At 74.2% G+C, this 26,546-nt stretch carries 23 protein-coding genes; 7 read left to right on the top strand and 16 right to left on the bottom strand.

The window, feature by feature from the left end; genetic code table 11:
- Positions 1–22: 22 nt before the first annotated feature.
- The 3 genes from AB0H21_RS30870 (at position 23) to AB0H21_RS30860 (ending at position 2,821) form a co-directional block, all read left to right on the top strand.
- Positions 23–1,081, top strand: coding sequence for a glycine betaine ABC transporter substrate-binding protein (locus tag AB0H21_RS30870; RefSeq protein ID WP_358523587.1), 1,059 nt, complete (start codon positions 23–25; stop codon positions 1,079–1,081).
- On the top strand, positions 1,068–1,877 hold the full coding sequence (locus tag AB0H21_RS30865) for an ABC transporter ATP-binding protein (RefSeq protein WP_358523584.1): 810 nt from the start codon (positions 1,068–1,070) through the stop codon (positions 1,875–1,877). The genes AB0H21_RS30870 and AB0H21_RS30865 overlap by 14 nt, the downstream gene beginning before the upstream one ends.
- Positions 1,878–1,942: 65 nt before the next feature.
- Positions 1,943–2,821, top strand: coding sequence for a TauD/TfdA family dioxygenase (locus tag AB0H21_RS30860; protein WP_358523581.1), 879 nt, complete (start codon positions 1,943–1,945; stop codon positions 2,819–2,821).
- 3 nt (positions 2,822–2,824) lie between these two features.
- Here the strand turns inward: AB0H21_RS30860 and AB0H21_RS30855 are convergent, their stop codons facing one another.
- The 5 genes from AB0H21_RS30855 to AB0H21_RS30835 all read right to left on the bottom strand — a co-directional run bounded on the left by AB0H21_RS30855 (position 2,825) and on the right by AB0H21_RS30835 (position 9,962).
- The gene (locus AB0H21_RS30855) at positions 2,825–4,981 is read right to left on the bottom strand and encodes a hypothetical protein (protein WP_358523579.1); all 2,157 of its coding nucleotides are present in this window, start codon (positions 4,979–4,981) and stop codon (positions 2,825–2,827) included.
- A gap of 412 nt (positions 4,982–5,393) precedes the next feature.
- A complete protein-coding gene (gene egtD / locus AB0H21_RS30850; RefSeq protein WP_358523695.1) occupies positions 5,394–6,446 on the bottom strand; it encodes an L-histidine N(alpha)-methyltransferase in 1,053 nt (350 codons plus the stop codon).
- A gap of 112 nt (positions 6,447–6,558) precedes the next feature.
- A complete protein-coding gene (gene egtC, locus AB0H21_RS30845) occupies positions 6,559–7,269 on the bottom strand; it encodes an ergothioneine biosynthesis protein EgtC (protein ID WP_358523577.1) in 711 nt (236 codons plus the stop codon).
- Positions 7,270–8,622, bottom strand: a complete 1,353-nt coding sequence (egtB, locus tag AB0H21_RS30840) for an ergothioneine biosynthesis protein EgtB (RefSeq protein WP_358523693.1) — start codon at positions 8,620–8,622, stop codon at positions 7,270–7,272. It lies immediately after the preceding gene.
- Positions 8,623–8,639: 17 nt separating this feature from the next.
- Complete coding sequence (locus tag AB0H21_RS30835; RefSeq protein ID WP_358523575.1) at positions 8,640–9,962, bottom strand: glutamate-cysteine ligase family protein; 1,323 nt, start codon at positions 9,960–9,962, stop codon at positions 8,640–8,642.
- Between the two features lie 610 nt (positions 9,963–10,572).
- Here AB0H21_RS30835 and AB0H21_RS30830 point away from each other — a divergent pair.
- Positions 10,573–10,944, top strand: coding sequence for a hypothetical protein (locus AB0H21_RS30830; protein WP_358523573.1), 372 nt, complete (start codon positions 10,573–10,575; stop codon positions 10,942–10,944).
- Positions 10,945–11,068: 124 nt separating this feature from the next.
- Here AB0H21_RS30830 and AB0H21_RS30825 read toward each other — a convergent pair whose 3' ends face one another.
- The 5 genes from AB0H21_RS30825 to AB0H21_RS30805 all read right to left on the bottom strand — a co-directional run bounded on the left by AB0H21_RS30825 (position 11,069) and on the right by AB0H21_RS30805 (position 15,587).
- Positions 11,069–12,175, bottom strand: coding sequence for a glycerophosphodiester phosphodiesterase (locus AB0H21_RS30825; RefSeq protein ID WP_358523571.1), 1,107 nt, complete (start codon positions 12,173–12,175; stop codon positions 11,069–11,071).
- A gap of 74 nt (positions 12,176–12,249) precedes the next feature.
- The gene (locus AB0H21_RS30820; RefSeq protein WP_358523569.1) at positions 12,250–12,765 is read right to left on the bottom strand and encodes an HAD domain-containing protein; all 516 of its coding nucleotides are present in this window, start codon (positions 12,763–12,765) and stop codon (positions 12,250–12,252) included.
- Positions 12,766–12,912: 147 nt separating this feature from the next.
- Positions 12,913–14,112 (bottom strand): MsnO8 family LLM class oxidoreductase, encoded by a 1,200-nt coding sequence (locus tag AB0H21_RS30815; RefSeq protein ID WP_358523567.1) that lies wholly within the window; start codon positions 14,110–14,112, stop codon positions 12,913–12,915.
- Positions 14,113–14,154: 42 nt separating this feature from the next.
- Positions 14,155–15,213 carry an LLM class flavin-dependent oxidoreductase gene (locus AB0H21_RS30810; protein WP_358523566.1) on the bottom strand — a complete coding sequence of 353 codons (1,059 nt, stop codon included), beginning with the start codon at positions 15,211–15,213 and terminating at the stop codon, positions 14,155–14,157.
- A gap of 176 nt (positions 15,214–15,389) precedes the next feature.
- Complete coding sequence (locus tag AB0H21_RS30805; RefSeq protein WP_358523563.1) at positions 15,390–15,587, bottom strand: hypothetical protein; 198 nt, start codon at positions 15,585–15,587, stop codon at positions 15,390–15,392.
- Positions 15,588–15,692: 105 nt separating this feature from the next.
- On the opposite strand from AB0H21_RS30805, the gene AB0H21_RS30800 reads away from it, so the two are divergent.
- Positions 15,693–16,871 (top strand): FAD-dependent oxidoreductase, encoded by a 1,179-nt coding sequence (locus tag AB0H21_RS30800; protein WP_358523561.1) that lies wholly within the window; start codon positions 15,693–15,695, stop codon positions 16,869–16,871.
- Positions 16,872–16,945: 74 nt separating this feature from the next.
- Here the strand turns inward: AB0H21_RS30800 and AB0H21_RS30795 are convergent, their stop codons facing one another.
- The 3 genes from AB0H21_RS30795 to AB0H21_RS30785 all read right to left on the bottom strand — a co-directional run bounded on the left by AB0H21_RS30795 (position 16,946) and on the right by AB0H21_RS30785 (position 21,139).
- The gene (locus tag AB0H21_RS30795) at positions 16,946–18,793 is read right to left on the bottom strand and encodes a calcium-binding protein (protein ID WP_358523558.1); all 1,848 of its coding nucleotides are present in this window, start codon (positions 18,791–18,793) and stop codon (positions 16,946–16,948) included.
- A gap of 367 nt (positions 18,794–19,160) precedes the next feature.
- On the bottom strand, positions 19,161–19,961 hold the full coding sequence (locus AB0H21_RS30790; protein WP_358523555.1) for a GPP34 family phosphoprotein: 801 nt from the start codon (positions 19,959–19,961) through the stop codon (positions 19,161–19,163).
- Positions 19,962–20,215: 254 nt separating this feature from the next.
- Entirely contained in the window at positions 20,216–21,139 is a 924-nt protein-coding gene (locus tag AB0H21_RS30785; RefSeq protein WP_358523554.1) for a TIGR03619 family F420-dependent LLM class oxidoreductase, read from the bottom strand.
- 331 nt (positions 21,140–21,470) lie between these two features.
- Here AB0H21_RS30785 and AB0H21_RS30780 point away from each other — a divergent pair, with 331 nt between their 5' ends.
- Complete coding sequence (locus tag AB0H21_RS30780) at positions 21,471–21,704, top strand: hypothetical protein (protein WP_358523551.1); 234 nt, start codon at positions 21,471–21,473, stop codon at positions 21,702–21,704.
- Positions 21,705–21,727: 23 nt separating this feature from the next.
- Here AB0H21_RS30780 and AB0H21_RS30775 read toward each other — a convergent pair whose 3' ends face one another.
- On the bottom strand, positions 21,728–22,669 hold the full coding sequence (locus AB0H21_RS30775) for a nucleoside hydrolase (protein ID WP_358523548.1): 942 nt from the start codon (positions 22,667–22,669) through the stop codon (positions 21,728–21,730).
- Between the two features lie 327 nt (positions 22,670–22,996).
- On the opposite strand from AB0H21_RS30775, the gene AB0H21_RS30770 reads away from it, so the two are divergent.
- Positions 22,997–24,343: a lanthionine synthetase LanC family protein gene (locus AB0H21_RS30770; protein WP_358523546.1), complete on the top strand. Its 1,347-nt coding sequence runs from the start codon at positions 22,997–22,999 to the stop codon at positions 24,341–24,343.
- A gap of 136 nt (positions 24,344–24,479) precedes the next feature.
- Here AB0H21_RS30770 and AB0H21_RS30765 read toward each other — a convergent pair whose 3' ends face one another.
- Positions 24,480–25,550 carry an ABC transporter ATP-binding protein gene (locus AB0H21_RS30765; RefSeq protein ID WP_358523543.1) on the bottom strand — a complete coding sequence of 357 codons (1,071 nt, stop codon included), beginning with the start codon at positions 25,548–25,550 and terminating at the stop codon, positions 24,480–24,482.
- On the bottom strand, positions 25,547–26,389 hold the full coding sequence (locus tag AB0H21_RS30760; RefSeq protein ID WP_358523541.1) for an ABC transporter permease subunit: 843 nt from the start codon (positions 26,387–26,389) through the stop codon (positions 25,547–25,549). The genes AB0H21_RS30765 and AB0H21_RS30760 overlap by 4 nt, the downstream gene beginning before the upstream one ends.
- Positions 26,390–26,546 lie beyond the last annotated feature (157 nt).

Below are 26,546 nucleotides of genomic sequence, written 5' to 3'. Positions count from 1 at the left end.
GAGAGACAAGGAAGACCGACCCATGGCCCGACCAGGCCTCAGGCGCCTGCTCCTGCTCACCGCGGCCGCCGCGACGGCCGCCGTCCTCGCCGCCTGCGGCGACGGCGCCGCGTCCGCCGGCCCGTCCGCGGCGGGCGGCGGCGCGGCCAAGACGATCCGCATCGCCTACCAGGCGTTCCCCAGCGGCGACCTCGTCGTCAAGAACAAGGGCTGGCTGGAGGAGGCGCTGCCGGGCTACCGGATCACCTGGACCAAGTTCGACTCCGGCGCGAGCATCAACACCGCCTTCGTCGCCAAGGCCGTCGACATCGCGGCCATCGGCTCCAGCCCCGTCGCCCGCGGGCTGTCGGCGCCGCTGAACATCCCCTACCAAGTGGCGTTCGTGCTGGACGTGGCCGGGGACAACGAGGCCCTGGTGGCCCGGGACGGCACCGGCATCTCCTCCATCGCCGATCTGCGCGGCAAGAAGGTCGCGAGCCCCTTCGCCTCCACGTCGCACTACAGCCTGCTCGCCGCCCTGGCCCGCGCGAACGTCCCCGAGTCGGCGCTGACCATCGTCGACCTGGAGCCGCAGGACATCCTCGCCGCCTGGGCGCGCGGCGACATCGACGCCGCCTACGTCTGGCTGCCCGCCCTGGACACGCTGAAGAAGAACGGCAAGGTGCTGGTCTCCAGCCGCGAGCTGGCCACGGCGGGCAAGCCCACGCTGGACCTCGGCGTCGTGTCCACCGCGTTCGCCGAGGCCCACCCCGACGCCGTCGACGCCTGGCGCAAGGCGGAGGCCAGGGCCCTCACCCTGATCAAGACCGACCGGCAGGCCGCGGCGGCGGCCGTGGGCGCCGAGCTCAACATCAGCCCCGCCGACGCCGGGAACCAGCTCTCCCAGGGCGTGTTCCTCGACCCCGCCGACCTGTCCTCGCCCGAGTGGCTGGGCACGCCCGGGAAGGCCGGCGGACTGGCCGGCGATCTCGTCAGCGCCGCCGAGTTCCTCAAGGGCCAGCAGAAGATCGACGCGGTGCCCGACCTCGCCACCGTGCAGAAGGCCATTTACACCAAGGGGCTGCCCGATGCCCTCTCCTGACGCCGCCGGGACCGGCCCGGCCACGCGGACAGAGCACGCCGCCGTCGAGGTCCGCGACGTGGAGCACGTCTACGGCCGCGGCCCGCAGGCCGTCACCGCGCTCGGGCCGATCTCGCTGAGCGTCCCCGCGGGCGCGTTCCTCGTGCTCGTGGGACCGTCCGGGTGCGGCAAGAGCACGCTGCTGCGCCTGATCGCGGGCTTCGAGGCGCCCGCGTCCGGCTCGGTGCTCACGGCCGGCGCGGTCCCCGTCCCGGGGAAGGGGGCCGGGGTCGTGTTCCAGCAGCCCCGGCTCTTCCCCTGGAAGACCGTCGGCGGCAACGTCGAGCTGGCCCTGCGCTACGCCGGGGTCCCGCGCGCCGAGCGCCCGCGCCGGGTCACCGCGCTGCTGGAACGGGTCGGCCTGCACGACGTCGCCGGGCGCAGGATCTGGCAGATCTCCGGCGGCCAGCAGCAGCGCGTGGCCATCGCCAGGGCCCTCGCGGGCGACGACCCGCTGCTGCTGCTCGACGAGCCGTTCGCCGCGCTGGACGCCCTCACCCGCGAGCGCCTGCAGGAGGACCTGCGCCGGGTGAGCGCCGAGACCGGCCGCACCTCGGTCTTCGTCACCCACAGCGTGGACGAGGCCGTGTTCCTCGGCAGCCGCGTCGTCGTGCTGACCCGGCGGCCCGGGCGCGTGGCCCTCGACATCGACGTCGACCTCCCGCGCACCGGGCCGGACCCCGACGAGCTGCGCGCCCTGCCCGCATACGCCTCGCTGCGCGCCGAGATCGGCCACGCCGTCCGCGCCGCCGCCTGACCCCCGCCCCCGAACCGGCCCGCCCGCCCGTATGCGACCGCCACCACAGATCGGAGGACCCGGAGATGACCTACACATCCGAGAAGCCGGCCCTTGCGCTGACCCTCGACCCGCTCGGCCCGCACTTCGGCGCCGAGGTCATCGGGCTCGACCTCGCGACCGCCACCGACGCCGAGCTCGGGGCCGTGCGCGCCGCCCTCGTCGAGCGCAAGGTGCTGTTCTTCCGCGGACAGAGCCTCGACGACGACGGCCAGATCGCCCTCGGGCGGCGCCTCGGCGAGCTCACCCCATCCCACCCGGTCGTCGCGGGCGTGGACGAGGCCCACCCGGAGATCTACGCGATCGACAGCGCCGACAACGGCTTCGCCGACGTGTGGCACACCGACGTCACCTTCATGCCCCGGCCCCCGCTCGGCTCGATCCTGCGCGCGGTGAGCCTGCCGGAGTCGGGCGGCGACACGAGCTGGGCCGACTCCCAGCTCGCCTACGACTCCCTGTCGGAGCCGGTGCGCGACCTGGCGGACCGGCTGACCGCCCTCCACGACGGCAACCGCGAGTTCGGCTACTACCTGGCCCAGCGCCGCGGCGGCCGGGGCAACGTGTGGGAGGGCGAGACCGTGACGCGCCTGGACCCGGTCGAGCACCCCGTCGTCCGCGTGCACCCCGAGACCGGGCGTAAGGGGCTCTTCGTGAACCCCGGCTTCACCTCCCACATCGCCGGGGTCTCCGACGCCGAGAGCCGCGGGATCCTGGACCTGCTGTACGCCCACCTCACCAAGCCCGAGCACATCGTGCGCCACCGCTGGCGGGCCGGGGACGTCGCGATGTGGGACAACCGCAGCACCTCCCACTACGCCAACCGCGACTACGGCGACACCCGCCGCGTCATGCACCGCATCACCCTGCGCGGCGACCGTCCCTTCGGGCCCGCGAGCGCCCGGTAGGCCTCAGGCGTCCTCCCACAGGACCTGGCGCGGCGCGCGGGGAAGGCGGACCGCGCCGCTGCGGTCGGCCAGGGCGACGGCCTTCAGCAGCAGCGGATGGCCGTCGCCGAGCGCCGGGCGGCCGTGGGCGAGCGGCGTGCGGTCCAGCAGGGGGGCCAGCAGCTCGTCCAGGCCGTCGAAGCGGCCGGTCTCGAAGCGGCGGGCCGCCTCGTCGTAGCGCCCCTCCAGCAGCAATGGGTGGGCCGGGTCCAGGCCCTTGACGCCGGCCAGGGCGGCGCGGTGGCGCGCGGCGGCCTTGTCGTCGCCGCGCGCGTCCTCGCACCGCGCGGCCAGCAGCGATGTCCGGACCCGGCCCGGCGGGTCTCCCGGGACGGACTCGGCGGCCCGCACCGTCCGCAGCACGGCGGCGGCCTCGTCGGCGTCCCCGGCCCACAGCAGTACCTCGGCCAGGGCCCGCCGCACGAGGAGCGGCAGGGCGTCCCCGGCGTCCGGCGGCAGCCGCTCGGCCAGCTCGCGCAGCGCGGTCACGGCCGCCCCCGGGTCCTCGCCGAGGGCCAGCGCCTGCGCGTGCACCACCCGGGCCTCCGCCCACAGGCGGGAGGAGACCTGCGCGGCGAACCAGTCGGAAAGGACGGGCGCCCGCTCCAGCAGCCGCACGACCGTGCCCGGATCACGCAAGGCCAGCTCGGCCTGCGCCGTGCGCACGATGTCGTGGTTCGGCCAGTAGGCGGTCGGCTGGAGCAGGTCGGCGCGCTGCCGCCCGGCCTCCTGGAGCAGGTGGCGGGCCTCGATGGGCTGCCCGGCCTCCAGCAGGGCCTCCCCGAGGGACACCCGGGCCGCGACCACGTTTATGTCCCCGGCGCCGCCCAGGCGGGCCTGCCGGTCGGTCACCACGGCCTCGGCCTGGCACAGCCCCTCGACGACCCGGCCGGATCGGACGGCCGCGCGGGCGGCGGCCTGGGCGGTCAGGGTGAGGCGGCGCCAGGCCCGGGACGCGGCCCCCGCGCCCTCCGCGCCGCCCGCCTCGGGCGCCGAGCGGGCCTGTTCGATCAGACGCAGCCCCTCGACGGGGCGCCCGGCCTCGACCAGGGTCTCGCCGAGGTGGTGGCGGGAGCGCGCGGCGTAGGCGGCGGCCTCGTCGGGCTCCAGGGACCGCTCCTTCTCGGCGATCTCCAGCGAGGACTCGAAGCTCGCCCGCGCCGACTCCAGGTCGCCGTACCGCAGCAGCGCGAGCCCGCGCCGGTTCTGCACGTCGCAGCGCGTGCCGAGGTCCGCGCCGGCCTCCCGGCCCGCGTCCGGGGAGTCCAGCAGCCCCGCCGGCTCCCCGGCCTCCCGGGCGGCCCGTTTGAGCAGGATTCCCGTGTCCAGCAGCGCGCGCAGCACGCCCGCCTGCGCGTCGGCCTCGGCGGGGGCGCCCGGGGCGGACCGGCGCGCCACGTCGCGGGCGCGCTCGGCCACGTCCAGGTCGTTGATCCAGGTGCCGGCCAGGGGGACCAGGTGCCGTTCGTACCAGTGCGCGCTCAGCGCCGCCGCCTGGCGGTCGACCGGGCCGTCCAGGTCGTCGGTGAGGGCGTCGAAGGCGAGGTCGGAGAGCTTCTCGGCGCAGCCGCGCGCCCAGCCGGGCGGGGGGAGGCAGACCGCGCGCGCCGCCGCCGCGATCACCGGGGCGAGGTGGTCGGCGTAGGCGACGATCCGCCCCGACCAGCCCGCGACGGCCGTCCGCCCGATGGCGGTGTCGGGCCAGCTCGGCGGCCCCTGGGCGGACTGGCGCTTCTCGGAGGTCGCGATGTCGCCGATGCCGAGCTGGACCTGCTGGGTCAGGAACGCCTCGGCGCGGTGGAAGCGCGCCACGAGCAGCAGCGCCTGGGTGAGCAGGTCGCGCGCCTCGACGAGCGAGCCGGGCGTCTCCAGGGGCTCGCGCGGGCCGGCGCGGTCGGCGAACTCCGCGAAGGCGTGGCGCAGCGCGAGCGCGACGAGCACCCTGCGGCTCTTGACCTCGTTGTACAGCCAGACGGCGCTGCGCCGCCCGCTGTGGCCCTCCCGGGAGAGCCGCACGGCAGCCGCGACGTCCTCGGCCCTGACGAGATGGTAGTCGGTGTGGCGGAGGACCTCTGCCGCGGCCTCTCCGATCGCCGAGAGCCGTCTTTCCTGCGCCGACACCCCTGAAGCCTCCTCGGTCGGTGATGCGGTTCGCACACGTGGCAGCGGATATCAATGGGCAAAAGCCATATTGATCTCCAAAGCATATATCTCGGGCAACTCCGAAGCCTCATGGTTCCCTCACGGAGGGACGCCTTCGCGAGCGGGGGAATCGCTACTCATCTTTCCAACGTTGCCTGGAAAGTCGCCATCGCGCGACCGGCAAACGGGTGGATGAATAGGCCTCAAAGGTAATAACGGGATATATCTCTCGGATATCTGCCGACCTTTCGACCACTGGATCGCTCCACGCTACGCCCCCGGCGCACCGCTCGCGCCACGGGGGCTGTGCCTATTGCCGCGCCTCCGGTACGGCGGTTCGAGGCGCCCGGAGGCGGCGTTCTTCCGTCGTCACTCGGAAGGGGTTCGTTCCTCACCCCCTTCCTCCCTCCTCCTCCAGAACACCGCCGCGCCCCGAACTGAGCCCATGGCCGCGCCTCCGGCGCTGCGGGTTCGGGGCCGGCCTCAGCTCCACGCGCCGTCCGGGCACCTGCGACAGGAACAGCGCGAAGTCCTGGTCCGGGTCGGAGTACCAGCGCAGCGGCGCGTACCCGGCCCGCTCCACCTCGCGCTCCAGCCGGTAGCGGTAGAACTTCGAGCTGATCTCCGTGCGCGTCTCCTCGCCCGCCTTGAACGACACCACCAGGTCCAGCTCGCGGAAGCGGACCCGCATGTGCCGGCCGGCGCGCAGCCGCATCTCGATCCGGTTCAGCCGGGCGTCGTACAACGCGACGTGCTCGAACGCCTCGGGTGCGAAGTCGGCGCCGAGCTCGCGGTTCATCACCGACAGGACGTTCCGGTTGAACGCCGCCGTCACCCCCTGTGCGTCGTCGTAGGCCGCGACCAGCCGCCCGGTGTCCTTGACCAGGTCGGCGCCGAGCAGCAGGCCGTCGCCGGGGGACAGCGTCGCGCGCAGCTCGGCCAGGAACGACGCCCGCGCCTCCTCGTCCATGTTGCCGATCGTGCCGCCGAGGAACGCGACCAGCCGCCTGCCGATCCGGGGCAGCAGGGACAGGTGCCGCTCGAAGTCGGCGCGGACCGCCCAGATGGCCAGGCCCGGGTAGGCGGCGGCCACCCGCCGGGCCGCGGCCTCCAGCGTCTCCCCGTCCACGTCGACCGGCGTGTAGGTCTTGAGCGTGCCCTCGGCGGTCAGCGCGTCCAGCAGCAGCGTCGTCTTCTCGCTGGTCCCCGACCCCAGCTCGACCAGGTTCTCGGCCTCGGTGAGCGCGGCGATCTCGCGCGCGTGCTCGCGCAGCAGGGCCAGCTCCCGCCGGGAGGGGTAGTACTCGGGCAGCCGGGTGATCCGATGGAACAGCTCGCTTCCCGTGGCGTCGTAGAACCACTTCGGCGGCAGCGTCTTGGGGACGGAGGTCAGCCCGGCGCGGACGTCCTCGGCGAGGGCGCGGCGCAGGTAGTGGGGGCCCATGTGGTCGACCGTGTACAGGAACGGCAGCGGAATCTGTGTGACGGACACGCGAACCTCCTGAGGTGACGGGTGGACGGGCGGCGGCGCGCGGCGTGAGCCCTCCCCGGCGGGGTCACACCGGCTGGACGCACACGCCGTCGGGTGTGGCGAGGACGATGTGCCGGTCGGGCACGGCGTCCCAGCCCGGCCGGTCGTCCAGCGGCTCGCTGGCGAGGAGCGCCCCCTCGCCGAGGTGGAGGAACAGGGTCTCGTTCCAGGCGGTCGCGGCGATCATGTCGCCGTCGGTGACCAGCAGGTTCAGCCGGGCGGCGGGGTCGCTCAGCCCGGCCAGCCCCACGACCTCCGACACCGCGCCGCCGAGCGTGGCGCCCGCGCCGAGCCGCGCGAACACCGCCGCCGCCAGCCACGCCGAGTCGCAGGGGCTCTCCGGGGTGCGCCCGCCGGTCAGCGGACGCACCGCCTCGCGGGCCACCCGCCCGTTGTGGCTGAGCAGCCAGCGCCCCTCGGCGAACGGCGCGGTCGCCGACTCCTCGACAGGCATGCCGGGGCTCGCCGAGCGCACCGCGGCCACCAGACAGGCCGAACGGGCGGCGGCGGCCAGTCCCGGCAGGTTCGCGTCCGCCCAGATCGGGATGGAACGGCGGTAGCGCACCGGCTCCTCGCGCCCCGCGTCGTACCAGCCCATCCCGAAGCCGTCGGCGTTCACGACCCCGCACCGCTGCATGCGCGGCGCGTGGGACTGCCGGAACAGGCCGTGCGACGGCTCCTGGAGGAGGGAGGTGAGCGGGCGGGGGGCGCCGAGCCACGCCGCGTGGCGGCACACCTACGCCCCCTCCGCCGGCTCTCCCGGCGCCGGCCGCGCGCAGCGGAAGCCCGCGAAGATCTGCCGCCGGTTCGGCAGGTCCCAGTTGCGGAAGCCGGTGCGCACGGCGCGGGCGTGCGTGGCCCAGGAGCCGCCGCGCAGCACCCGGTAGGCGCGCCCGAAGAACACCTCGCTGTACTCGCGGTAGGGAAAGCCGCGGAAGCCGGGATAGGGCAGGAACCACGAGCCGGTCCACTCCCACACGTCCCCGATCATCTGCTCGGCCCCGTAGCGGGACGCGCCCGCCGGGAACGCGCCCACCGGCGCGGGACGGGAGGCACGGTGCCCGAGGTTGGCGTGCTCCGGCCCGGGCGCGGCGTCCCCCCACGGGTAGGAGCGGGCCCGCCCGGCGGCCGGATCCCAGCCGCACGCCTTCTCCCACTCGAACTCGGTGGGCAGCCTCTTGCCGGCCCAGCGCGCGTAGGCGTCGGCCTCGTACCAGCTGACGTGCTGCACGGGCTCCTCCGCGGGCACCGGCTCGTCCCGCCCGAAGCGGGTGCGCCACCAGGCGTCCCCCTCGCGCCGCCAGAACAGTGGGGCCGTGACGCCCTGCTCGGCGCGCCAGCGCCATCCGCGCGGGCTCCACCACCGCGGCTCGGCGTACCCGCCGTCGTCCACGAACGCCGCGTACGCCCCGGCGGTCACCGGGTGGCGGTCGATCCAGAACGCCGGGAGGTCGACGTCGTGGGCGGGCAGTTCGTTGTCGTAGGCCCAGGCGTTCGCGCCGCTTCCGGCGCGGAACGGACCGGCCGGGACGAACACCTCCTCGGGGCCGCCGGGCCGTCCGGGGGGCAGGCCGCCGTCGCGCACGAGCCCGGGACGCCCGCAGAGCTGCAGCGTGGCGAGCATCGTCTCGTCGTGCTGGTCCTCGTGCTGCAGGACCAGCCCGAACACGAACCCGCCGGCGCGCAGCGGGTCGGCGCCGCACAGGTCCGCCTCGCCCAGCCCCTCCAGGACGTCCAGGACGCGGCCCCGGACCCCGGCGATGTAGGTGCGGGCCTCGGCGGGGCCGAGCAGCGGCAGGTTCTGGCGGTCCTTGCGCGGGTGGGCGAAGGCGTCGTACAGCGGGTCGATCTCCGGGCGGGTCGGGTCGGCCCCGGCGAGCGCGCGCAGCACCCACAGCTCCTCGTAGTTGCCGACGTGGGCCAGATCCCACACCAGCGGCGACATCAGGGCCGAGTGCTGGCGCACCAGCAGGTCGTCGTCGATGTCGGTGTAGGCGAGCGACCGGCGGCGCCCATCCTCCAGCTCGGCGGCGATCCGCTCCTTGAACGCCTCCACCTCCTGGACTTTCGGGAACGTGCTCTGGAACATGCTTTGGAACACGGCGCTCATGCCGCGACCTCCTCGCTCAGCCAGGCGAGCGGCCCCGCGCCCGGCCCGCGCGAGCGCGTCAGCGCGTCCACGGCGGGGGAGCGCCCGGGCGTCACGTGACGGTCGGCGTAGGACTCCACGTCCGTGACCAGCCACGGTTCGGCGCCGAGCCGGGGGAGCGCCCCGGCGGCGGCGCGGAAGCACGCGTCGGCCGCCCGCCGCACCCGCTCGTCGCCGAGGCCCACGTGCGCGGCGTGCCACCAGCGGTCGGCGAGCGGCCCGGCGGCGGCCAGGGCGGCGTCGGCGGCGCGGTCGTCCAGCAGCAGCGCGCAGGTAACGGCCACGCACACCGGCCACCACCGCACCGGCAGCGCGTCGAGGTAGCGGATCTCCAGCCATCCCCGGGGCCGCACCGGGGGGAACACCGTGGTCGCGTGGTAGGTGAGGTCGCGCAGCGTGGGCGGGTGCCCGCCGAGGTGCGGGGAGCGCATCCAGTCGCCGAACGTCGCCCGGCTCGGCGTGGGCGGGCGGCGGGTGCCCTTCTCGCGCAGGAGCATCAGGCGGGCGTCCACGAGGTAGCGCGCCCAGGCCGCCGCCGGGTCGCCGTCGCCCGTCACCGGGCGGGTGCGCGTGGAGTCGAGGTGGAGCCATACGGCCTGGCGTCCCGACATCCATCCGCACGGCCGCCCGCCGGACAGCGGGGAGTTGGCGAAGGCGGCGTTGAGCACCGGGCCGAGCGCGTTGGCCCGGTGCCAGCGGACGTGCGGCCGGTCCCCGAAGTCCACGTTGACCTGGATGGACGCCGACAGGCACATCATCATCGGCCCGTAGGGCACGCCGAGAAGATCGGCCATCGCCTCGTAGCGGGGCTGCCGGAGCTGGCGCAGGGGCGGGCGGATCGGGTCCAGGCCGATCCCGGCCAGCAGCAGGCCGTCGTCGGCCAGGGCGCGGCGGGCGGTCTCCAGGTCGGCGGTCATGTCGCGGACGGCCCGTGCCAGCGGGGCGGCGGGGCCGGACAGTTCGAGCTGGCCGCCGGGTTCGAAGGTCAGGGCGCTGCCGCGCGTCAGCGGGGGGAGGGCGTCGACGATCCGGGCCACGGTGACCTGCCGGGAGGGTTCGGCGCGGTCGAAGACGAGGAACTCGAGCTCGACCCCGACCCTGTCGCCGGAGGAGCCGGAGGAGCCGTGAGAGGGGGAGGAGCCGTGGGAGGGGGAGGCCGGGGGATCCGGCGGGTCGGCCGGGCCGCTGGGGTCGGGGGAGCCGCGGAAGCATCGCCGCGCGAACCTCTCCACGTCCGCCGGACCGCGGACCCGCGCGTCGCAGTTCTCTGTACCGATCATGAGACCTCCTAGGACGAGGCGTGTACGGTCGGCAGAGCCGTGGAGACCTCCTTGTCGCGGCAGGCGGGCGGCGAAGAGGGCGGGCGGGGCGTCGGAGGGTCCGCGAAGGCCGTCGAGGACGTGAAGGACGAGAGGGCGGCCCTTCCGGGTGCGCCGGTGCCGGGCCGCTGGCTAAGCATCTCGTACCCGGCATTCCCCCCCATGAAGCCCAAAGGGGATGATCGGCTCAAAAGCCCACGATCTCCCCGATATGCGGATCATGCCGTATAAAGCGGATGTAAGGGGCGCTCGCCGGGGTCTCGTCCTGTCCTCTTGTGGCCGCACGGGGGAGCGGCGGCGCGGGCGCGCGGACGGGGTCGCGCGGCGGGCGCCGGGAGGAAGGCGCAGGTCGCACGGGGACTCGCCGCGTCAAGAGCTCGCGCCGACCGAAGTGGGCGCCGCGCCTGCGAGGGCCGGGCGGCGCGCGAGGCGATGGACACACTATGTAGTCGTATGGATACTTCCGGTGACGAACCGAAGATCCCCAGCCCCCGGCCGCCCGGGAGCACGCGAGGGCGTCACCCCTCGACGGCCGTGCGGGACGGGGCGGGGAACCATCGAAGGAGAATCAATGCGCGCGAAGAAGGTCTGGATGCTCGGCGTGGCCGCCGCCTGCTGCGCGGGACTCGCCACGATCGCCGCCGCCCCGGCGTCGGACGCGGCCCCCGTCCCGGCGCCGGCCGCTCAGCGGGCCGCCGACTTCACCGGATACCAGATCGTCAAGCTCCCCAACGCCAACGTCCCCAACTTCCAGCGCCGCGTCGTGCGGTGCCCCTCCGGCAAGCACGCCGTCGGCGGCGGCGCCGAGGCCCAGGGCAACGACGCGATCCTCGTCGGCAGCTTCCCGACCGACGACGGCGCCGGCTGGATCGGCCTCGGCCGCCAGAACAAGTACAACGACGTCGGCATCAGCGTCTACGTGATCTGCGCCAACGTCAGCTGATCGTCTCTCCCCGCGGTTCCGGCGAGGACTCCAGGTCGTCCTCTCTGGAACCGCGAACGGCCGCCGGCGGAGCGGGTCCGCCGGCGGCCGTCCCCTTTTCCCGAGGGGGACGGGTCGCCCTCCGTCAGGAGAACAGGCGGTCGCGCGTGGCGCGGGCGATGCCCGGGTCGTCGGAGAACACGCCGTCCACGCCGAGGCCGAACAGCCGCTCCAGCCAGCCCATGACGTCGCCGGTGGCGCGCGGGTAGGCCGGGCTCGCCGGGTTGCCGAGGCGGTAGTCGACCGGGAGCTGCGAGTTCTCGGGGCGGATCGTCCAGGTGTGCACCTTCAGGCCGCGGCGGTGGGCGTCCTTGATCACCGAGGTCGGCTGCAGCAGCTTGCCGTCGGGGCCGACGGGGACGATCCACGAGGTCGCCACGCCCACGCCGTCGGCGTACCGGGCGACGTCGCGCAGGCCGTCGGGGGTGACCAGGTCGGCGTAGGTGCGCTTGTCACCCGCCACCACCAGGTCGTACGGGGCGCCCGTGCCGTTGACGAGCTGGATCAGCGGCAGGCGGGTCAGCGGGCGCAGCTGCTTGAGGTTCGTGGTCTCGAACGACTGGATGAAGACCGGCGCGCGCGAGCCGTCCCAGTTGTGGCGCTTGAGCGCGGCCAGCAGCGGCTCCTCCAGCGACAGGCCGATCGAGTCGAAGTAGGTCGGGTGCTTGGTCTCCGGGTAGACGCCCACGCCCTTCTTCTGCGCGAGCTCGATCACCTCGTCGAAGGTCGGGATCTGCGCCAGGCCGTTGAACGCGGTGTTGTCCGGCCGCAGGTCGGGGATGCGCTCCTTCGCGCGCAGCGTGCGCAGCTCGGTCAGCGTGAAGTCCTCGGTGAACCAGCCGGTCACGGCCACGCCGTCGATCGTCTTGGTCGTCTTGCGCGAGGCGAACTCGGGGTGGTTCTCGACGTCGGTGGTGCCGCCGATCTCGTTCTCGTGCCGGGCCACCAGCACGTGGTCCTTCGTCGAGACCAGGTCGGGCTCGATGTAGTCGGCCCCGAGCTTGATCGCGGCCTCGTACGACAACAGCGTGTGCTCAGGGCGGATCGCGCTGGCGCCGCGGTGGCCGATGACGAGCGGAACGCGGTCGTCGTGGCGGTCACGGTCTCCGGCGGTCGCGTTCTGCGGCGCGAGTACGGCGAACGCCGCTCCCGCCGTGAGCGCCGTCGTCAGCACCGTCAGCATCTTCTTCATGTCCGGGCACACCCCACTCTCTCGTTTCGCGGGGCACGCTAACGGCCGCACCTGTACCCGGGGTGGCGGACCGGTTAACGATCAACGGCCGTGGCGTCTCTGCCCGACAGCCACTCGCGGGCGCGGGCCAGGTGCGCGTCGGTCAGGCCCGTGCCCGGGTCGACGTCGACGAGCAGGAACTCGTCCACGCCTGGGTGGTCCTTGAGGTAGTGCCAGTCGGCGACGCCGAGGCTGTCGTCGAACCAGACGAACGGGCGTCCGGCGACGTACTCCGCGACGTGACGGGTCTTGAAGTGCTCGCCCGCGCGCGACCCGGGGTCGCTGTTGACCGCGATGACCGGCAGGGGAGGCAGGCCGAGCCGCGGGGCGATCTCGGCGTTGGCGTGCTGCTCCCAGGTGGTGGCCCAGGCCAGCTCGGCGCCGGTGTCGCCGGCGAGCCTCGCCAGCTTGGCGCCGTGCCGGGCGTTCAGCAGAATGCGGTACGAGCGGCCGTCCAGGACGCACTCGTGCCGCCGGAGGAACAGCGAGTGGCGCCGGGCCGGGTTCAGCACCCCGTCCACGTCCAGAAGTACAAGGGGACGCTTGGTCACGTGCCGCTCCTCGGTCGTCGGGTGCTGTAGACATGATGCCTGGTCTACGCGGCCGACGGGCTCCGGCGGGACGACGGGACGCTCACGCGGCGCCGAGCCCCGCCGCCCGGCGGCGCACCTGGTTCTCCGGTGGGGGCGGGTCGTCGCCTACGGCCGGTTCCACGCCTCCGCGAGCAGCCGGTAGGAGCGCACGCGGTCGGCGTGCTCGTAGGCCGTCGCCGTGACGAGCAGCTCGTCGGCGGCGGTCACGTCCCTGAGCACGCGGAGCCGCTCCACGACGTCCTCCGGGGTGCCGACGAACCGGGTGTCCAGGCGGTCGGCCACCAGCCGCAGGTCCTCCTCGCCCAGCGGGTCGGCCGCAGCCTCCCGCGGCGAGGGGTAGCGCATCGCGCCCTCGCCTGTGCGGATCGAGCGCACCCAGTGGCCGAACGGCGAGGCCACCTCGCGGGCCGTGGCGTCGTCCTCGGCCACCAGCGCGTCGGCCGACACCAGGACGTGCGGCGCGGCGAGTGTGGCCGACGGCTTGAACGCGGCCCGGTAGGCGTCCACCGCCTCCAGGACGCTCGCCGGGCTGACGTGGTAGTTGGCCGCGAAGGGCAGGCCGCGCTCCCCGGCGACCTGGGCGCTCTGGCCGCCGCTGCTGCCGAGCACCCACACCGCCAGGTCGGCGCCCTCGCCCGGGACGGCGTGCGCGTCGATGCCGTCGGGCGACACGTAGGTGCCCGCCAGGAAGGCGAGGATGTCGTCGACCTGCTCGGCGAAGTCCGGGGTCTGCGCGCCCGGCTGCTGGAGCAGCGAGGCGTACAGCGCGAAGCGCGGCGACCTGATCAGGGGGGCGAACGAGAAGGGCGGGGGGATGAGCAGGCCGTCGACGATGTGGCCGCCCTTGCCGTCCGGGCCCTTCCCGTTCGGGCCCTTCCCGTTCGGGCCGGCCTCGCCGCGGCTCGCGGGCGGCTGCGGGGGCGTGGGCTCGGGGGCGTCCCTGAGGACCTCGGTGCGCTTCTGCCCCGACCGGCCGAGGCCGAGGTCGATCCGGCCCGGGTAGAGCGCGTCGATCGTGCCGAACTGCTCCACCACGGTCGCCGGGGACTGGTGGCCGAGCTGCACGGCGCCCGACCCGACGCGGATGCGGCTGGTGGCCGCCGCGACCAGCGCGATCAGCACGGCCGGGGCCGAGCTCGCCACCCCGGCGGCGAAGTGGTGCTCGGCGAGCCAGTAGCGGTGGTAACCGAACTCCTCGGCGTGCCGGGCGAGGTCGATGGTGTCGCGCAACGCCTCGCCCACGGTGCCGCCGGAGCGGATCGGCGCCAGGTCGAGGATGGACAGCGGGGTCCGTTGGGGTGCCATGGGTGCCTTCGTCTACCTTTCTGTGCCAGGCCGGGCGCCGGTTCAGGTCGCGGGGGTCTCGCCGGGGAAGGGCCTGCTCGGGATCTCCCGGCGGAGCACCGGGGCGATCTCGCTCTGGAACAGCTCCAGCGCCGCCCGGTGCTGCTTGTCGGTGAGGCCGTCGGCGTCGGCGGCGATGTGCATGACCTCGTGGCCGAACCGGGCGTGGTAGCGATGGACCTTGTCGATGATCTGCTGCGGGCTGCCCACCAGGATCGAGCTGCGCTCGATCGCGTCCTCGAGCGTCGGGAACACCGGTTCCACGCCGGCCTTCCTGAACAGCGCCATGCGCGCGTCGTAGATCGGCCGGTAGGTCTCGATCGCCTCCTGGGAGGTCCTCGCGGCGTAGTAGCCCGCCGAGCCCGCGCCGACGAGGGCGTCCGCCGGGTCGTGCCCGTAGTGGGCCCAGCGCTCGCGGTAGTACTCGATCAGCTCGGCGTACGGCTCGATCGGGTTGGTGACGTTCGCCGAGAACAGCGGGTCGCCGTACCTCGCGGCCAGATCGACCGAGTCCTTGCTGGTGGCGCTGCCGTGCCACACGCGGATCGGCCGCTGGAGCGGGCGCGGCAGGGCCTCGGCCTCGCGCAGCTCGGGGCGGAACCGGCCCGACCAGGTCACCTTGTCCTCGCGCCAGAGCCGGCGGAACAGCTCGTAGCCCTCCCGGTTGCGGTCCCACTGGTCCTCGGCCGTCACGTGGAACAACTTGGCCTGGGCGGCGCCGTTGCCCTTGCCGATGATGAGCTCCAGCCGCCCGCCCGACAGGTGGTCCAGCGTGGAGTAGTCCTCGAAGGCGCGCACCGGGTCCAGCAGGCTCAGCGTCGTGACCGCGGTGAACAGCCGGATCGCGGACGTGCGCGCGGCGATGTGGCTGAGCACCACGGGCGGAGAGGAGGAGATGAACGGGCGCTCGTGGCGTTCGCCCACCCCGAAGCCGTCGAAGCCGAGCTCCTCGGCCAGGACGGCGTTGTCGACCACCTCGCGCAGTCGCGCCGTGGTCGGCTTGGTCTCGCCGGTCAGGGGGTGGGGGCCGTGGACGATCAGGGTGATGGCGAGGAACTTCATGCGGTCTCCCGTTCCGGGCTCGGAGGGTCGGCGGCGACGGGCGCGTGTTCCCGGGGTGCCCCGGGCCGCTCGACCGCTCGCGCCCCCCGGTTCCGCCGGCCGTCCGGGTCGCCGGGCCGGCCTTTCTCGACCATAGCCCCGCGATCACAAGTTATGCAATTCCTACCTGATTAGTTCTAAATATGGCCCGGGACGCGCGGCCGGGCGTCACGTCCGGGCGGATCGGCCCCGGCGGCGCGCTCCCCGAGGGCACCACCCGGCCGGACGCCTCGGGCCGCACGGCGCCGGTCGTCCTCGGCGCCCCGGGCGCGGCCACCAAGGTGGGCGTCGCAGTCCGCGGGCGGCTCGGTCCAGTCGGCCACCGCGCCGATCATGGTGATGGACCTGTCTGCGGCCTGGCCGCCGCGCGGCGTGCGGAGGTTGACAGAGAAATCCGATTATTCCTACCTTTTGACTGGGTAATGAAGGGATGTGAGCGCATGACGGCGGCACACGCGACGTACGACGTCGGCATCGTCGGAGCGGGCGTCCACGGCGTCGCCGCCGCCTACCACCTGGCGCGGCGCGGCGTCCGGGTCGCCGTCTTCGAGCGGCTGACCCCCGCCGCCGGCCCCACCGGGCGCTCCGGCGGCATCTGCCGCGCCTACTACACCGACCCGTTCCTCGTCGAGACGGCCCGCGACGGCATCGCCTTCCTGGACGCCTTCGAGGAGCGCACGGGCGGCGGCCAGTCCGGCTTCCGCCGCACCGGAGCGTTCTACCTGCACGGCCCGGACGACGTGGCCGCCGCCGGCCGGACCGCCGCCCGCCTGGCCGAGGCGGGCGTCCCGAGCGAGGTGGTCCCGGCGGCCGATCTGCCGGAGCGGCTGCCGGGGCTCGACCTCGGCGGCGTGGCCGTCGCCGTCTGGGAGCCGGGCGCGGGGTTCGCCGACCCGTTCGCCACGACCCTCGGGCTGGCCGAGGCCGCGCGGCGGCACGGCGCGGACCTGCTCACCCGTCACCGGGTCGCGCGGATCGCCGAGGGGCCCGGCCAGGTGGTCGTCACCACGGCGGACGGCCGCGAGGTCGCGGTGGGCCACCTGCTCGTCGCGGCCGGCCCGTGGACCGCGGCGCTGCTGCGCCCGCTCGGGATCGACCTGCCCCTGACCGTGGAGCGGCACGTCGTCGCGGTGCTCGAACACGACCTCGCCGACACCGCCGAGATCGTGCCCCACGTGCTCATCGACGTCGCCGGCGGTCACTACTCCACGCCGCAGCCGCGCACGCAGTTCCTGGTCGGCGGCGTCGTCCCCGCCTCCCAGGCCGATCCGGACGACTTCCTGGCGGCCCCGCGCGAGTCCGAGCTCGCCCGGCTCGCCCGCGCGGTCGCCCGCCGGAGCCCGGCCCGGCGGCGGGCGGCCGTGACCGGCGGATGGGCGTCGCTGTACGACGTCAGCCCGGACTGGCAGCCGGTGACCGGCCGGGTCGGCGAGCGGATCTTCGTCGACGCCGGCACCAGCGGCCACGGGTTCAAACTGGCCCCCGCCTGGGGCGAGCACGTGGCGCGGCTGGTCCTCGGCGAGGCCACCGACCCCCGGCTGGCGGCCTTCGGCCCCCAGCGCTTCGCCGCCGGGACGACGCTTGCCGCCGGGTTCGGCGCCGCCCGCATTCTCGGCTAGCGCGGCGTCCGCTTCCTCCGGCCCGGTGGGCAGGCGGGCGGACGCCGGTTCGCGGGTGTGACGGGACGCCGGGCTCAGGGGATGTTCGAGGTATTGGTGCAGTCGGCGAAGGTGTTCGTCCCGGTGCCGCCGGCGCAGGAGTCCGTGCCGAATCCGCCGTTGAGGTAGTCGTCCCCCGCCATCCCGACCAGGATGTCCTTGCCGTCGCCGCCCCAGAGCATGTCGTTGCCTCCCTGGCCGAGCAGCAGGTCGTCACCGCCCAGGCCGACCAGGGTCTCGTCGCCGTCACGGCCGCTGATCGTGTCGTTGTGGGCCGAGCCGTAGATCTGCTCGAAGTCGTTGAAGACCTGGTCGCCCTCGCCCGGCATGCCGTTGGGGGTCACCCGGTAGAGGGCCACGTCCACCCCGGAGGTGGCGTAGCGGTACAGCAGCGCGTCGGTACCGGTGCCGCCGTTCATGCTGTCGGCACCCACACCGCCCTCGACCACGTCGTCGCCCTCGTTGCCCTCGATCCGGTCATCACCCGCCCCGCCGTAGAGGGCGTCGTCGCCGCGACCACCGTCGATGACGTCGTCGCCGTCCAGCCCGCAGATCACGTCGTCGCCGTCGAACCCGTAGATGGTGTCCGGGCCGGGGGATCCGTACAGCACGTCGTCGAACGGCGAGCCGTAGAGCGCACCGGGACCGGTGGCGGACCCGGTGACGAAGTCACCCGCGCAGTCCTGCGCCTGGTCGCGGAGGGCGACACCGACGCGGCCCGCCTCGGTCATGGCCGATGTCACGAGGTAGCGGCCGGTGCGGGACAGCACGGGGCCGCCGATGTGCGCCCCGAGGGACGACGCCTTGCCGTCCATGCCGGTCAGGATCCGCCGCGCGCCCGTCGCCAGGTTCCAGAAGACGTAGGCCAGACCCTCGCCGGACCATTGCGTGTGGAGGACGTACTGGCCGTTCGCGCTGATGGTGGCGGTGGTGGCGGCTGCGTCGATGGTGCCGCTGGCCAGGGTGACCGTTCCGGTCACAAGATCCCGAACGTAGGCGTCGGGGAAGGTGTCGGTGTCCTCCGGCACCAGCGGCTCTTCGGTGATGAACGCGATCTTGCCGCTGTTGCTGATGCCGCCGAGCGGGGTCAGCGTGCTGGGCGCCCCGTTGTAGACCTTGGTCACGAGGGTGTACTGCCCGGTCACCTGGTCGTAGACCGACACCCACGCCTTGTACGCCGCGTCCAGCCAGCTGATCGCGATGAACCGTCCTCCGGGGCTTACCGCCGAGCCGTGGCCGTACCACGTGGTGACCGTCTCGGGAGCGCGCGGATCTCTCAGCGTCCGGACGTCTCCGGTCACCAGGTCGCGTACATACCACTGGTAGAGGCCCGCTCCCGGCACCTGGGCGGACCGCGACCGGTAGACGACGGTGCGCACGCCGTCATAGGAGACCTCGTACACCGAGTTCTCCTGCCGGTCGTCGGGCACGTCCAGCCGGGTGTCGGCACCCGTGGTCAGATCCCTCACGTACAACTTGGCGCACGAGTTGCCGCATGTGGTCACATAGACCGCCTTGCGGCCGTCTTCGCTGAGTTGAACGCCGTCCGCCGGGAGCGTGACGGACGTTCCCGTCTTCCGGTTCACGATGACGCTCTGGCTCTGGAACGTCGTGAACGGCGTATAGGTGTACGCGATCGTGTCGCCATCGGCGCTGATCGCGGCCGGGCGGAAGTTGCCGGGGTAATCCGCGGAGTCACGGTAGGCGCCCGAAAAGCCCGCCAGGGTCGCCACGGGAAGCGGTGGGCTCGGCACGGCCGCGGGGCCGTCCGCCCCCGCGGCACGGGCCGGCGCCGACGGGGACACCCACAGGGAGGTGGAGAGGACGGCGGTCAAGGTCAGCGCCCGCAGAGCCCCTCCCTTCCGTAAACGGACACGCTTCACGAGAACTCCTTGTTCAGAGTCGGATCGAGGAGGGGCCCGGTCGCGGCGTGCGCCGTGAGAACGGCACGGGCCGCCGGTGTGCCGGAGGGAACGCGAATCGGGGGACCGCCGGCTCGGAGGTGAGTCACGGCGAATCGATCAGGTCCGATCGTGCGTGGATCACTTGGCCGAGCGGCGAACTCGGCATGAATGCGCGGCCACGGACCGGATACCCGCTACCCATGGCCGCGCCCCGCGCCGGATCCGATCACGCGCGGTCGCCCGTGATCGCGGTGCGTCGCGCGTCCCGCCGCCACAACGATCCGGAGCGTTGCGACCGCCGGGCGCCTTTCTCGCCGGCGCCGGCGATCGGGGGCCTCCGCGGATCTCACGAGTCTCGTTCCTCGTCGGACTTGATGAGCTCGTAGGCGGCATGGGCGAGTGCGTGGCCGGCGGTGAGGCGCTCGATGTACCGGCGCAGGTCGGGGTGGTCCCGCAGGGGATAAAGGTGTCCCACGAGGCCCGCGACGCCGGCGAGGGCCATCAGGTGCACGGTGCGAAGGCTCGGGGGCACGGGCGGGCGGCCGTAGAGGTGCGGCCGGAGTTCGAGGTCGATCCGGTCGGCCACCCGCCGCAGCGGGTCGTACGAGCTCACGGTCCATCTGGTGACGGGCACGATCCCGAGAGCGCGGCGCCGGTCCGCGACCAGCATGCCCCGCCTCTCCAGGGCCTCGGCGTACCGCCGGTCCAGGTCATGGAACTCGGCGTATCCCATCCAGCTGCGCAGTTCCCGCGGCGGCTGGGTCCCGGCGCCCGCGGCTCGCATCACGACCCGCGCCCGGGCGACCCTCCGCCCCCAGCCGGTCGTCGGCGCCTGCCCGGGCACGCCGTCATAGTCCGTCGGCAGTCCCACCAGCCGCGTCTGCCGCGCCCCGGGCCTGCCGAGCCGGACGTCGAGCACGATCCTGGCCAGCGCCCGCTCCATGATCGGATCGAGGAGCTCGACCGGTGTGACCTCGTCGATACAGCCACCTCCGACGGTGATCGCCCCGTGTAGCTCAAGCTCGGCCAGCACGCCCCCGGCGAGCACGCGCGTGAAGTACCTCGGCCGCTCCAGCACTCCGGTGGACGGACTCGCGCACAGCAACAGGAGTTCTTCCGGCAACGTCAACTCCGGCCCGTCATCCATCACGCTTCTCCTCGGTCCGCGCCGGGCTGTACCTCCATGGTGGGCAACGGATTTCAGCCATGGCGGAGCGCGTCACGAGGTGAGTGTTAGGCGAACGTTCCTCCCGCGGAATGGCCGCATCCAGCCCGAGGACTCGCTCCCGTCACCACCCCGGCGGGCCATGTCCGGAATCCGCCTCGCCGGCGGGCGGTGACGGATCGGCACCGGACCACCGGGGCCGCCGAAGTGGCGGGCGTGAACTCCGGCGGCGCGGATCAGCGGGTGAGGGCGGCCTTCAGCTCCTCCAGCAGCCCCAGTTCCTCCTCGATGTCGTTCTCCGCCAGGTTGGCGAACAGGACGTGGTCGACGCCGCTGCCCTCCAGCCGCTTGACGTCCTCGGCGATCTGTCCCGGCGACCCCGCCAGGAACGGCCGGTCGTCCTCGGCGATCGGCTCCCGGGTGATCGGCACGTTGGCCCGCGCCACCACGGACAGCGCGTCGGCGTCGCGGCCGTTGTCCCGCGCGGCCTGCCGGAACGCGCCCGCGAACCCGGTGACCGCCTCGAGTGAGAGGGCGATCGGGTTGAGCCCGTCGGCGATGCGAGCGGCCCGTTCGATCCCCTTGGGGGTGATCGAGCCGAGCAGGATCGGGATGCGCGGCTGCACCGGCTTGGGATTCACCTCCGAGGGCGCGATCCGGTAGAAACGGCCCTCGTACTCCACCGGGTCGGGGCCCCAGCAGGCGCGCATCGCGGCGACGGCCTCGTCCATGCCGTTGCCGATGCGCCGCATCGGCACGTTGACCGTCTCGAACTCCTGCGGCATCCAGCCCTGGCCGAGGCCCGCGATCACCCGGCCTCCGCTGAGCTGGTCGAGGGTCGCGTACCGGCGCGCGAGCACGACGGGCGGGTGGAAGAGCGCGTCGACCACGCTGGTGCCGAGCGCGATCCGCTCGGTGATGGCGGCGACGTAGCTCAGCGTCTCCAGGGGCTCGTAGGTGAGCCGGTAGATCTCCGGGACCCGCTCCGGCTCGCCGCCGTCCGGCCGGGGCAGCGCGGCCATCGGGCGCAGCAGCCGCTCGTAGGTCCACAGGGAGTCGTATCCGAGCCGCTCGGCCTGCCGGGCGACGCGGGCGATGTTCACGGGTGACGCGAGTGGTCCCGACGTGGGGAGCGCCACACCGAGCTTTATGGCTTCCATGTGCATCCTCAGGTGGTCTCGTACTGTCGCGTGTTCCTGCTCGGTCCAGCCCTGCGGAATGCCGTGATATTCCGGAAACCGGAGAAACGCCGGAAAAAGATCGTCTCCGCTGGTGAAGCCCTGTCCCATCGGCGTTCCCGCCACATCCAAGATCCGCGACGCGGCCGGGCGGCGCCTCCCGACTGGCACGAACGTGCCGTTTAGGAGCAGGATTGAGGACCTGGAACCGGACGCCGGCGCGTGCCGGGCCGCCGCCGGGGGGCGGAGGGGCCGCCGCGCCGCGCGCTCGCGTCGGCCCGGCCCGGGCCGATCACGACCGCGAGGAGAATTCATGACCGCCGCGCCGCATTTGGACAACCTCGATCTCGCCACGACCGCCCGCGAGATGGCCGACAGGACGCCGGCCGGTTCGCTCGACCACGCCGCCGCCACCTCGGTGGCGATCACCTGCGCCACAACCCGCGACATCGCCGAGGCGCGGGCCGCGCTGGACGGCATCACCCCGGCGAGCGTGCGGGAGGCCGCCCTGGAGCTGTTCGGCCGCCTCTCCGCCGGCGCAGGGTGACCGCGCCCGAGCCTGCCGGCTCGTCACCGGGCTGACGTCCGGGCCAGGGTCGCGGTGAACCGCGCGACGAACCGGGCCGCGTCGACCGCCGTGACCACGCGGGCGTCCGGCCCCGGTCCGGCGGCCGGGCGCGCCCGCCAGGACGTGCCGTCGCGGACGACGGCGACCGGCCCGGTCACGGCCTCGGTGACCAGGCCGGGGTCGAGCAGGACGCCCGCCGCCAGCGGGTCGTGCAGGGGGATGACCGGCCTGCCCAGCCGCCGCCGCTTGATGTCCCGGTAGGCGGCGAGGACCGCGGCGGCGAACCGTGCGCCCGGCGTGCCGGCGGCGCGCAGGACGTCCAGGGCGGTGTCCGGCAGCAGCGTGGTGGCGGTGACGTTCACCCCGACCATGGTCAGCTCGCCGTGCGGGGCGGACAGGACGGCCCGCGCCGCCTCGGGGTCGCACGTGACGTTGGTGTCGGAGAGGCGTTCGCCGCCGGGGCCGGAGCCGCCCACCACCACGACCGAACGATACTTTGTAAAGACCGCCGGATCGGCGCGCAGCGCCAGGGCCAGGTTGGTCAGTGGCCCGAGCGCCAGCAGGTCCAGCTCGCCCGGCCGCTCGCGGGCCAGTCGCACGAGCAGCGCCGCGGCCGTCTCGTCCGTGGCGGGAGGCGGGGGGCGGTCCAGGCCAAGGTCGCCGAGGCCGTCCGCGCCGTGGGAGTCGCGGGGGACGGGCGGGGCCCCCGGCAGAGGTTCGGCGGCGCCGCGCGCCACGGGCGCCTCCAGCCCGGCCAGGCCGGCGACGTGGGCGATGTTGCGCGCCGCCTGCTCCTCGGGGCAGTTGCCGGCCACCGAGGTCACGGCGGCGACCTCCGCGTCCGGGCGCCCGGCCAGGTAGAGCAGCGCACAGGCGTCGTCGATGCCCATGTCGGTGTCGACGACGACGCGGCGGACGGCGCCGGCCGGTGCCGGTGTGCTCACTTGGTCGGCCTCCTTCGTCTCGGCCGCTCGCCGTGGCCCGTGGGTCCCCTGGTGATCGCAAATCTGGACGAACGTCCCGGAGGGTGCATTTCCCGTCTTCAAGGCGGACCATGTGGCCCGGCACGTACGGGATTGTGCCGGTAGCGATGCCGATCGATCGCCCCGTGGGCCCGCCGTATGTGAGAGTGTTCTGATATCGCGGGTATGCGGCGGGTCACGGAGCCCGCCGGGTCTCGGTGGAGACGCTGACCGGATGTTGAGCGATTGCCTAGTTTTCCTACCAGATTCATGGGTTTTATGGGATGCTGGGAGCGTGGAGGAGGCGATATGAGCTCAGATCGGATCCACCATCCATCATGGCCGCGCGCCGAGACCCCGCTCACCACGGCGATCATGGCGGGCCGCTGGATCCGTTCGGCCGCCGTCGACGACGGGCGCGGCCGGCACTGGCTCGCCAACCCCGACGCCCGCCGCCGCTCCGCCCGCTCCGGGCAGCCCGGCTCGCTGTACGCGGGCGTCGCCGGCATCGTGCTGTTCTTCCTGGAGCTCGCCGCCGCGACCGGCCACGAGGCCTACCTCGACGACGCCCGGCAGGGCGCCCGCTACCTCGCCGCCACCTGGGAGGACGAGCCCGACCTCTCGCTCTACCACGGGCTCACCGGAATGGTCTTCGCGCTCGCCGAAGCCGGGTGGGCGACCGGCGACGAGAGCCTCTCCGCGGCGGCGCGGGCGGCGGCCGACCGCGTCGTGCGCAGCCTGCGCAGGACCGGCGACGGCGTCGGCTGGACCGGCGACCCGGCGCAGCGCGGCGACGGCGGCATCATCCTCGGCCTGCTGCACGCCTCCGGCATCCTCGGCGTCGCCGCCTACGAGGAGGTCGCCGTGGAGGCCGGGGCGTGCGTCGCCGACCGCGTCGTCCCCGGCCACCGCTTCGGCCGGGAGGGCTGCCCGGACCTGCCGGAGGACGCGGTCACGCCCGGCTTCCTGTCCGGCACCGCGGGCACCGCGTTCCTGCTCGCCCGCCTGTACGGTGTCACGGGGGACAGGCGCTTCCTGGACGCCGCCCGGCGCGGCGCAGACTTCGTCCGCACGGTCAGCGTCGTGACCGACAAGCACGTCCTGGTGCCCCACCACGTGCCGCAGGGCCGGGGGCTGCACTACCTCGGGCTGTGCTCGGGCTCGGCCGGGGTGGCCCGCCTGTTCTACGAGCTCCACCGCGTGACGGGCGACCCCGGCGACCTGGACTGGGTGCGGCGGCTCGCCGCCGGCATCGTCTGCAGCGGCGTCCCCCGCCGCCAGACCGCCGGCTACTGGAACGTCGCCTGCCAATGCTGCGGCACCGCCGGGCTGCTCGAGCTGTTCGTCGGCCTGTGGGCGGCGACCGGCGAGCCCGACGACCTGGAGTTCGCGCGCATCCTCTCCGAGAACCTGATCGGCCGCGCCACCGGGCACGACCAGGCCGGTTACCGCTGGTACCAGGCCTATCGGCGGCTGCGGCCCTGGGAGGTCACCGCCGACACCGGCTACATGATCGGCGCGGCGGGCATCGGCTCGGCGCTGCTGCACCTGGACGCGGCCTGCCGGGCCGGCGAGCCACGCCGCATGATCCTCCTGCCCGACAACCCGTTCCCCGCGATCCCGCTCCCGGCCTCGGCGCTGCGCGGCATGTCCTGACGGCGCGCGTTCTTCACGGCGAAGTGGCCCGCGTCGAGCAGACGCGGTGCTCGATGGACACCTGTGGCAACCGCCTCAAGGCCCGGCGGCACTACCGCAGGCACCGCGACCGAGTCGTTCGGTCGCGCGTGCGGCCTCACGGGGACGGCGCGGGGGCGGGGTAGGCGTGGGTCTCAGCGGCCGGGACGCAGGCCCACACCTGGTCGCCGGGGGCCAGGCCCAGGTCGGCGAGGGTGGCCGGGCTCAGATCCGCGGCCGCCGCGATCGGCCCGCCGAGGCGGACCCGGACGCGGTCGCCGTGCCCCTCTATGCCCTGCACGCCGCCCCGCCACAGGTTGCGCGGCGTCCCGCCGGGGACGGTCCGCGACAGGGTGACCGCCGAGGGCGGGAACGCGACGAACACCGGCCCGCGCAGCGCCTCCCGCACCGTGAACGTGACCTCGCCTCCCCGGACGGCACCCGTCCCGCCACCGACCGACACCGACCGCCCCGCGGCGTGCCCCCGGCACAAGTTGAGCCCGGCGAGGCGCGCGGCGTGGCCGGTGAGCGGGCGGCGGGCCACCTCGGCGGGCGCGCCCTCCTGGACCAGCGCGCCGTCGTCCATCACCAGCAGCCGGTCGGCCGCCACCATGGCGTCCAGCGGGTCGCCCGTCACCAGCAGGCACGCGCCGGTGAAATCGGTCAGATGCCGATGCAGCAGGACCCGCGCCGGGGCGAGCTCCTCCGGGTCCAGGGCGGCGAGCGGGTCGTCCAGCAGCAAGATCCGCGGGCGGGCGGCCAGGGCCCGGGCCCACGCCACCCTCCTGGCCTCGCCCGGGGACAGCTCGCGCGGCAGGACGCTCGCGCGCGCCCCGAGGCCCATCCGCTCCAGCCAGGCGGAGGCCGCCAGGCGCGCCTGCCCCCTGGGCTCGCCCTGGCAGCGCGGGCCGAAGGCGACGTTGTCCAGCGCGGTCAGGTGGGGGAACAGCAGCGGATCACGCCCGGCCATGGCCACGGACCTGCGGCGGGGCGCGCGGGCGTGCACGGCCGCCCCGTCCAGCAGGACGTGCCCGCCGAGGGACGGGGTGAGCCCCGCCAGCACCCGCAGGGCCGTGGTCTTGCCGCAGCCCTCGGGCCCGAGCAGCGCGACCACCTCGCCCGCGGCCACGCGCAGTCTCAGGTCGAGATGGAAGGGCGGATGGGAGGTCACCAGGTGGGCGTCGATCATGGCACGGCCCCCGTCCGCGCGGGCGCGCCGGGCGTCCCCATCCACTGGTCGCGCAGGCCGGCCAGCACGGCGACCGAGACCGTGACCAGCGCGAGGCTCGTCGCGACGCCGGCTGGGCCCGCGGCGGCAGGGGAGAGCTCCGGCGGCGCGACCGGCGTCCCCCAGACCGGGCTCCCCGCCAGGGCGAGGACCGCGCCGGACTCCCCGAGCGCCCGCGCCCAGCACAGCACCGTCCCGGCGGCGATGCCCGGCGCGGCCGAGGGGAGGGACACGCGGCGCAGCACCGTCCACGCGGACCCGCCGAGCAGGGCCGCGGTCTCCTCAAGGCGCGGGTCCGCGGCCCGCAGCGCGCGCTCGACGGCGATGACGAGGAACGGCAGCGCCACGAACACCTGGACGAGCACGAACGCGGCCGCTCCCGGACGCGTGCCCGGCCACGTACCGCCCGGCGACACCACCAGCGGCACGGCCACGGCGGCAACCGCGGGCGGCAGGACCACCGGCGCCGTCACCAGGGCCCGGACGACCCGCTCGCCCCGCGTCCGCGCCCGGGCGAGCACCCAGGCCAGCGGCACCCCGAGTGGCAGGCAGACCAGCGTCGCCAGCACCGAGGTCACCAGCGGGAACCGCAGCGACTCCAAGACGTGCGCTCCGGCGAGGGACGCCCACGGGGCCCGGGCCAGCGTCCCGGCCGGCGGCAGCGTCAGGAGCGCCAGCGCCACCGCGGCGGGCACCAGCAGCGCCGCCGGAACCCCGCGCGTGGCGCCGTGACCGCTCCCGGGTCTTCGCCGCCTGCCCTTGAGCACGGATACCACCGCGAGCGTGCTTGATGCCTTCATGTCGCATGAATCCCCCTCATCGCGCCGCGCCACGCGAGCGCCGCCGGCCGCCCTTCGCCGGAGCCTCGCAACGCGTGTACGCGCTCATCGGAATCCTCGCGGCGCAGATCGCCTTCGGAGGCGGGGGAAGTTTGCCGCCTACTGCTTCTGTGAGGCC

This window comes from Sphaerisporangium sp. NPDC051011, from assembly GCF_040653595.1.
In the GTDB taxonomy this organism is placed as follows: Bacteria; Actinomycetota; Actinomycetes; order Streptosporangiales; family Streptosporangiaceae; genus Sphaerisporangium.
Note: the sequence above shows the minus strand (reverse complement) of the source record. Positions and strands in the feature narration are given on the sequence as shown.

Bases quoted from the DNA above. Each gene is read 5' to 3' on its own strand.
- AB0H21_RS30800 (WP_358523561.1), top strand. From the start codon at position 15,693: ATGACGGCGGCACACGCGACGTACGACGTCGGCATCGTCGGAGCGGGC.
- AB0H21_RS30810 (WP_358523566.1), bottom strand. From the start codon at position 15,213: ATGAAGTTCCTCGCCATCACCCTGATCGTCCACGGCCCCCACCCCCTG.
- AB0H21_RS30780 (WP_358523551.1), top strand. From the start codon at position 21,471: ATGACCGCCGCGCCGCATTTGGACAACCTCGATCTCGCCACGACCGCC.
- AB0H21_RS30815 (WP_358523567.1), bottom strand. From the start codon at position 14,112: ATGGCACCCCAACGGACCCCGCTGTCCATCCTCGACCTGGCGCCGATC.
- AB0H21_RS30860 (WP_358523581.1), top strand. From the start codon at position 1,943: ATGACCTACACATCCGAGAAGCCGGCCCTTGCGCTGACCCTCGACCCG.
- AB0H21_RS30830 (WP_358523573.1), top strand. From the start codon at position 10,573: ATGCGCGCGAAGAAGGTCTGGATGCTCGGCGTGGCCGCCGCCTGCTGC.
- egtB (WP_358523693.1), bottom strand. From the start codon at position 8,622: ATGTTCCAGAGCACGTTCCCGAAAGTCCAGGAGGTGGAGGCGTTCAAG.
- AB0H21_RS30805 (WP_358523563.1), bottom strand. From the start codon at position 15,587: ATGATCGGCGCGGTGGCCGACTGGACCGAGCCGCCCGCGGACTGCGAC.
- AB0H21_RS30825 (WP_358523571.1), bottom strand. From the start codon at position 12,175: ATGAAGAAGATGCTGACGGTGCTGACGACGGCGCTCACGGCGGGAGCG.
- egtD (WP_358523695.1), bottom strand. From the start codon at position 6,446: ATGGGCCCCCACTACCTGCGCCGCGCCCTCGCCGAGGACGTCCGCGCC.
- AB0H21_RS30865 (WP_358523584.1), top strand. From the start codon at position 1,068: ATGCCCTCTCCTGACGCCGCCGGGACCGGCCCGGCCACGCGGACAGAG.
- AB0H21_RS30785 (WP_358523554.1), bottom strand. From the start codon at position 21,139: ATGGAAGCCATAAAGCTCGGTGTGGCGCTCCCCACGTCGGGACCACTC.
- AB0H21_RS30870 (WP_358523587.1), top strand. From the start codon at position 23: ATGGCCCGACCAGGCCTCAGGCGCCTGCTCCTGCTCACCGCGGCCGCC.
- AB0H21_RS30770 (WP_358523546.1), top strand. From the start codon at position 22,997: ATGAGCTCAGATCGGATCCACCATCCATCATGGCCGCGCGCCGAGACC.
- AB0H21_RS30760 (WP_358523541.1), bottom strand. From the start codon at position 26,389: ATGAAGGCATCAAGCACGCTCGCGGTGGTATCCGTGCTCAAGGGCAGG.
- AB0H21_RS30790 (WP_358523555.1), bottom strand. From the start codon at position 19,961: ATGGATGACGGGCCGGAGTTGACGTTGCCGGAAGAACTCCTGTTGCTG.
- AB0H21_RS30765 (WP_358523543.1), bottom strand. From the start codon at position 25,550: ATGATCGACGCCCACCTGGTGACCTCCCATCCGCCCTTCCATCTCGAC.
- AB0H21_RS30835 (WP_358523575.1), bottom strand. From the start codon at position 9,962: ATGATCGGTACAGAGAACTGCGACGCGCGGGTCCGCGGTCCGGCGGAC.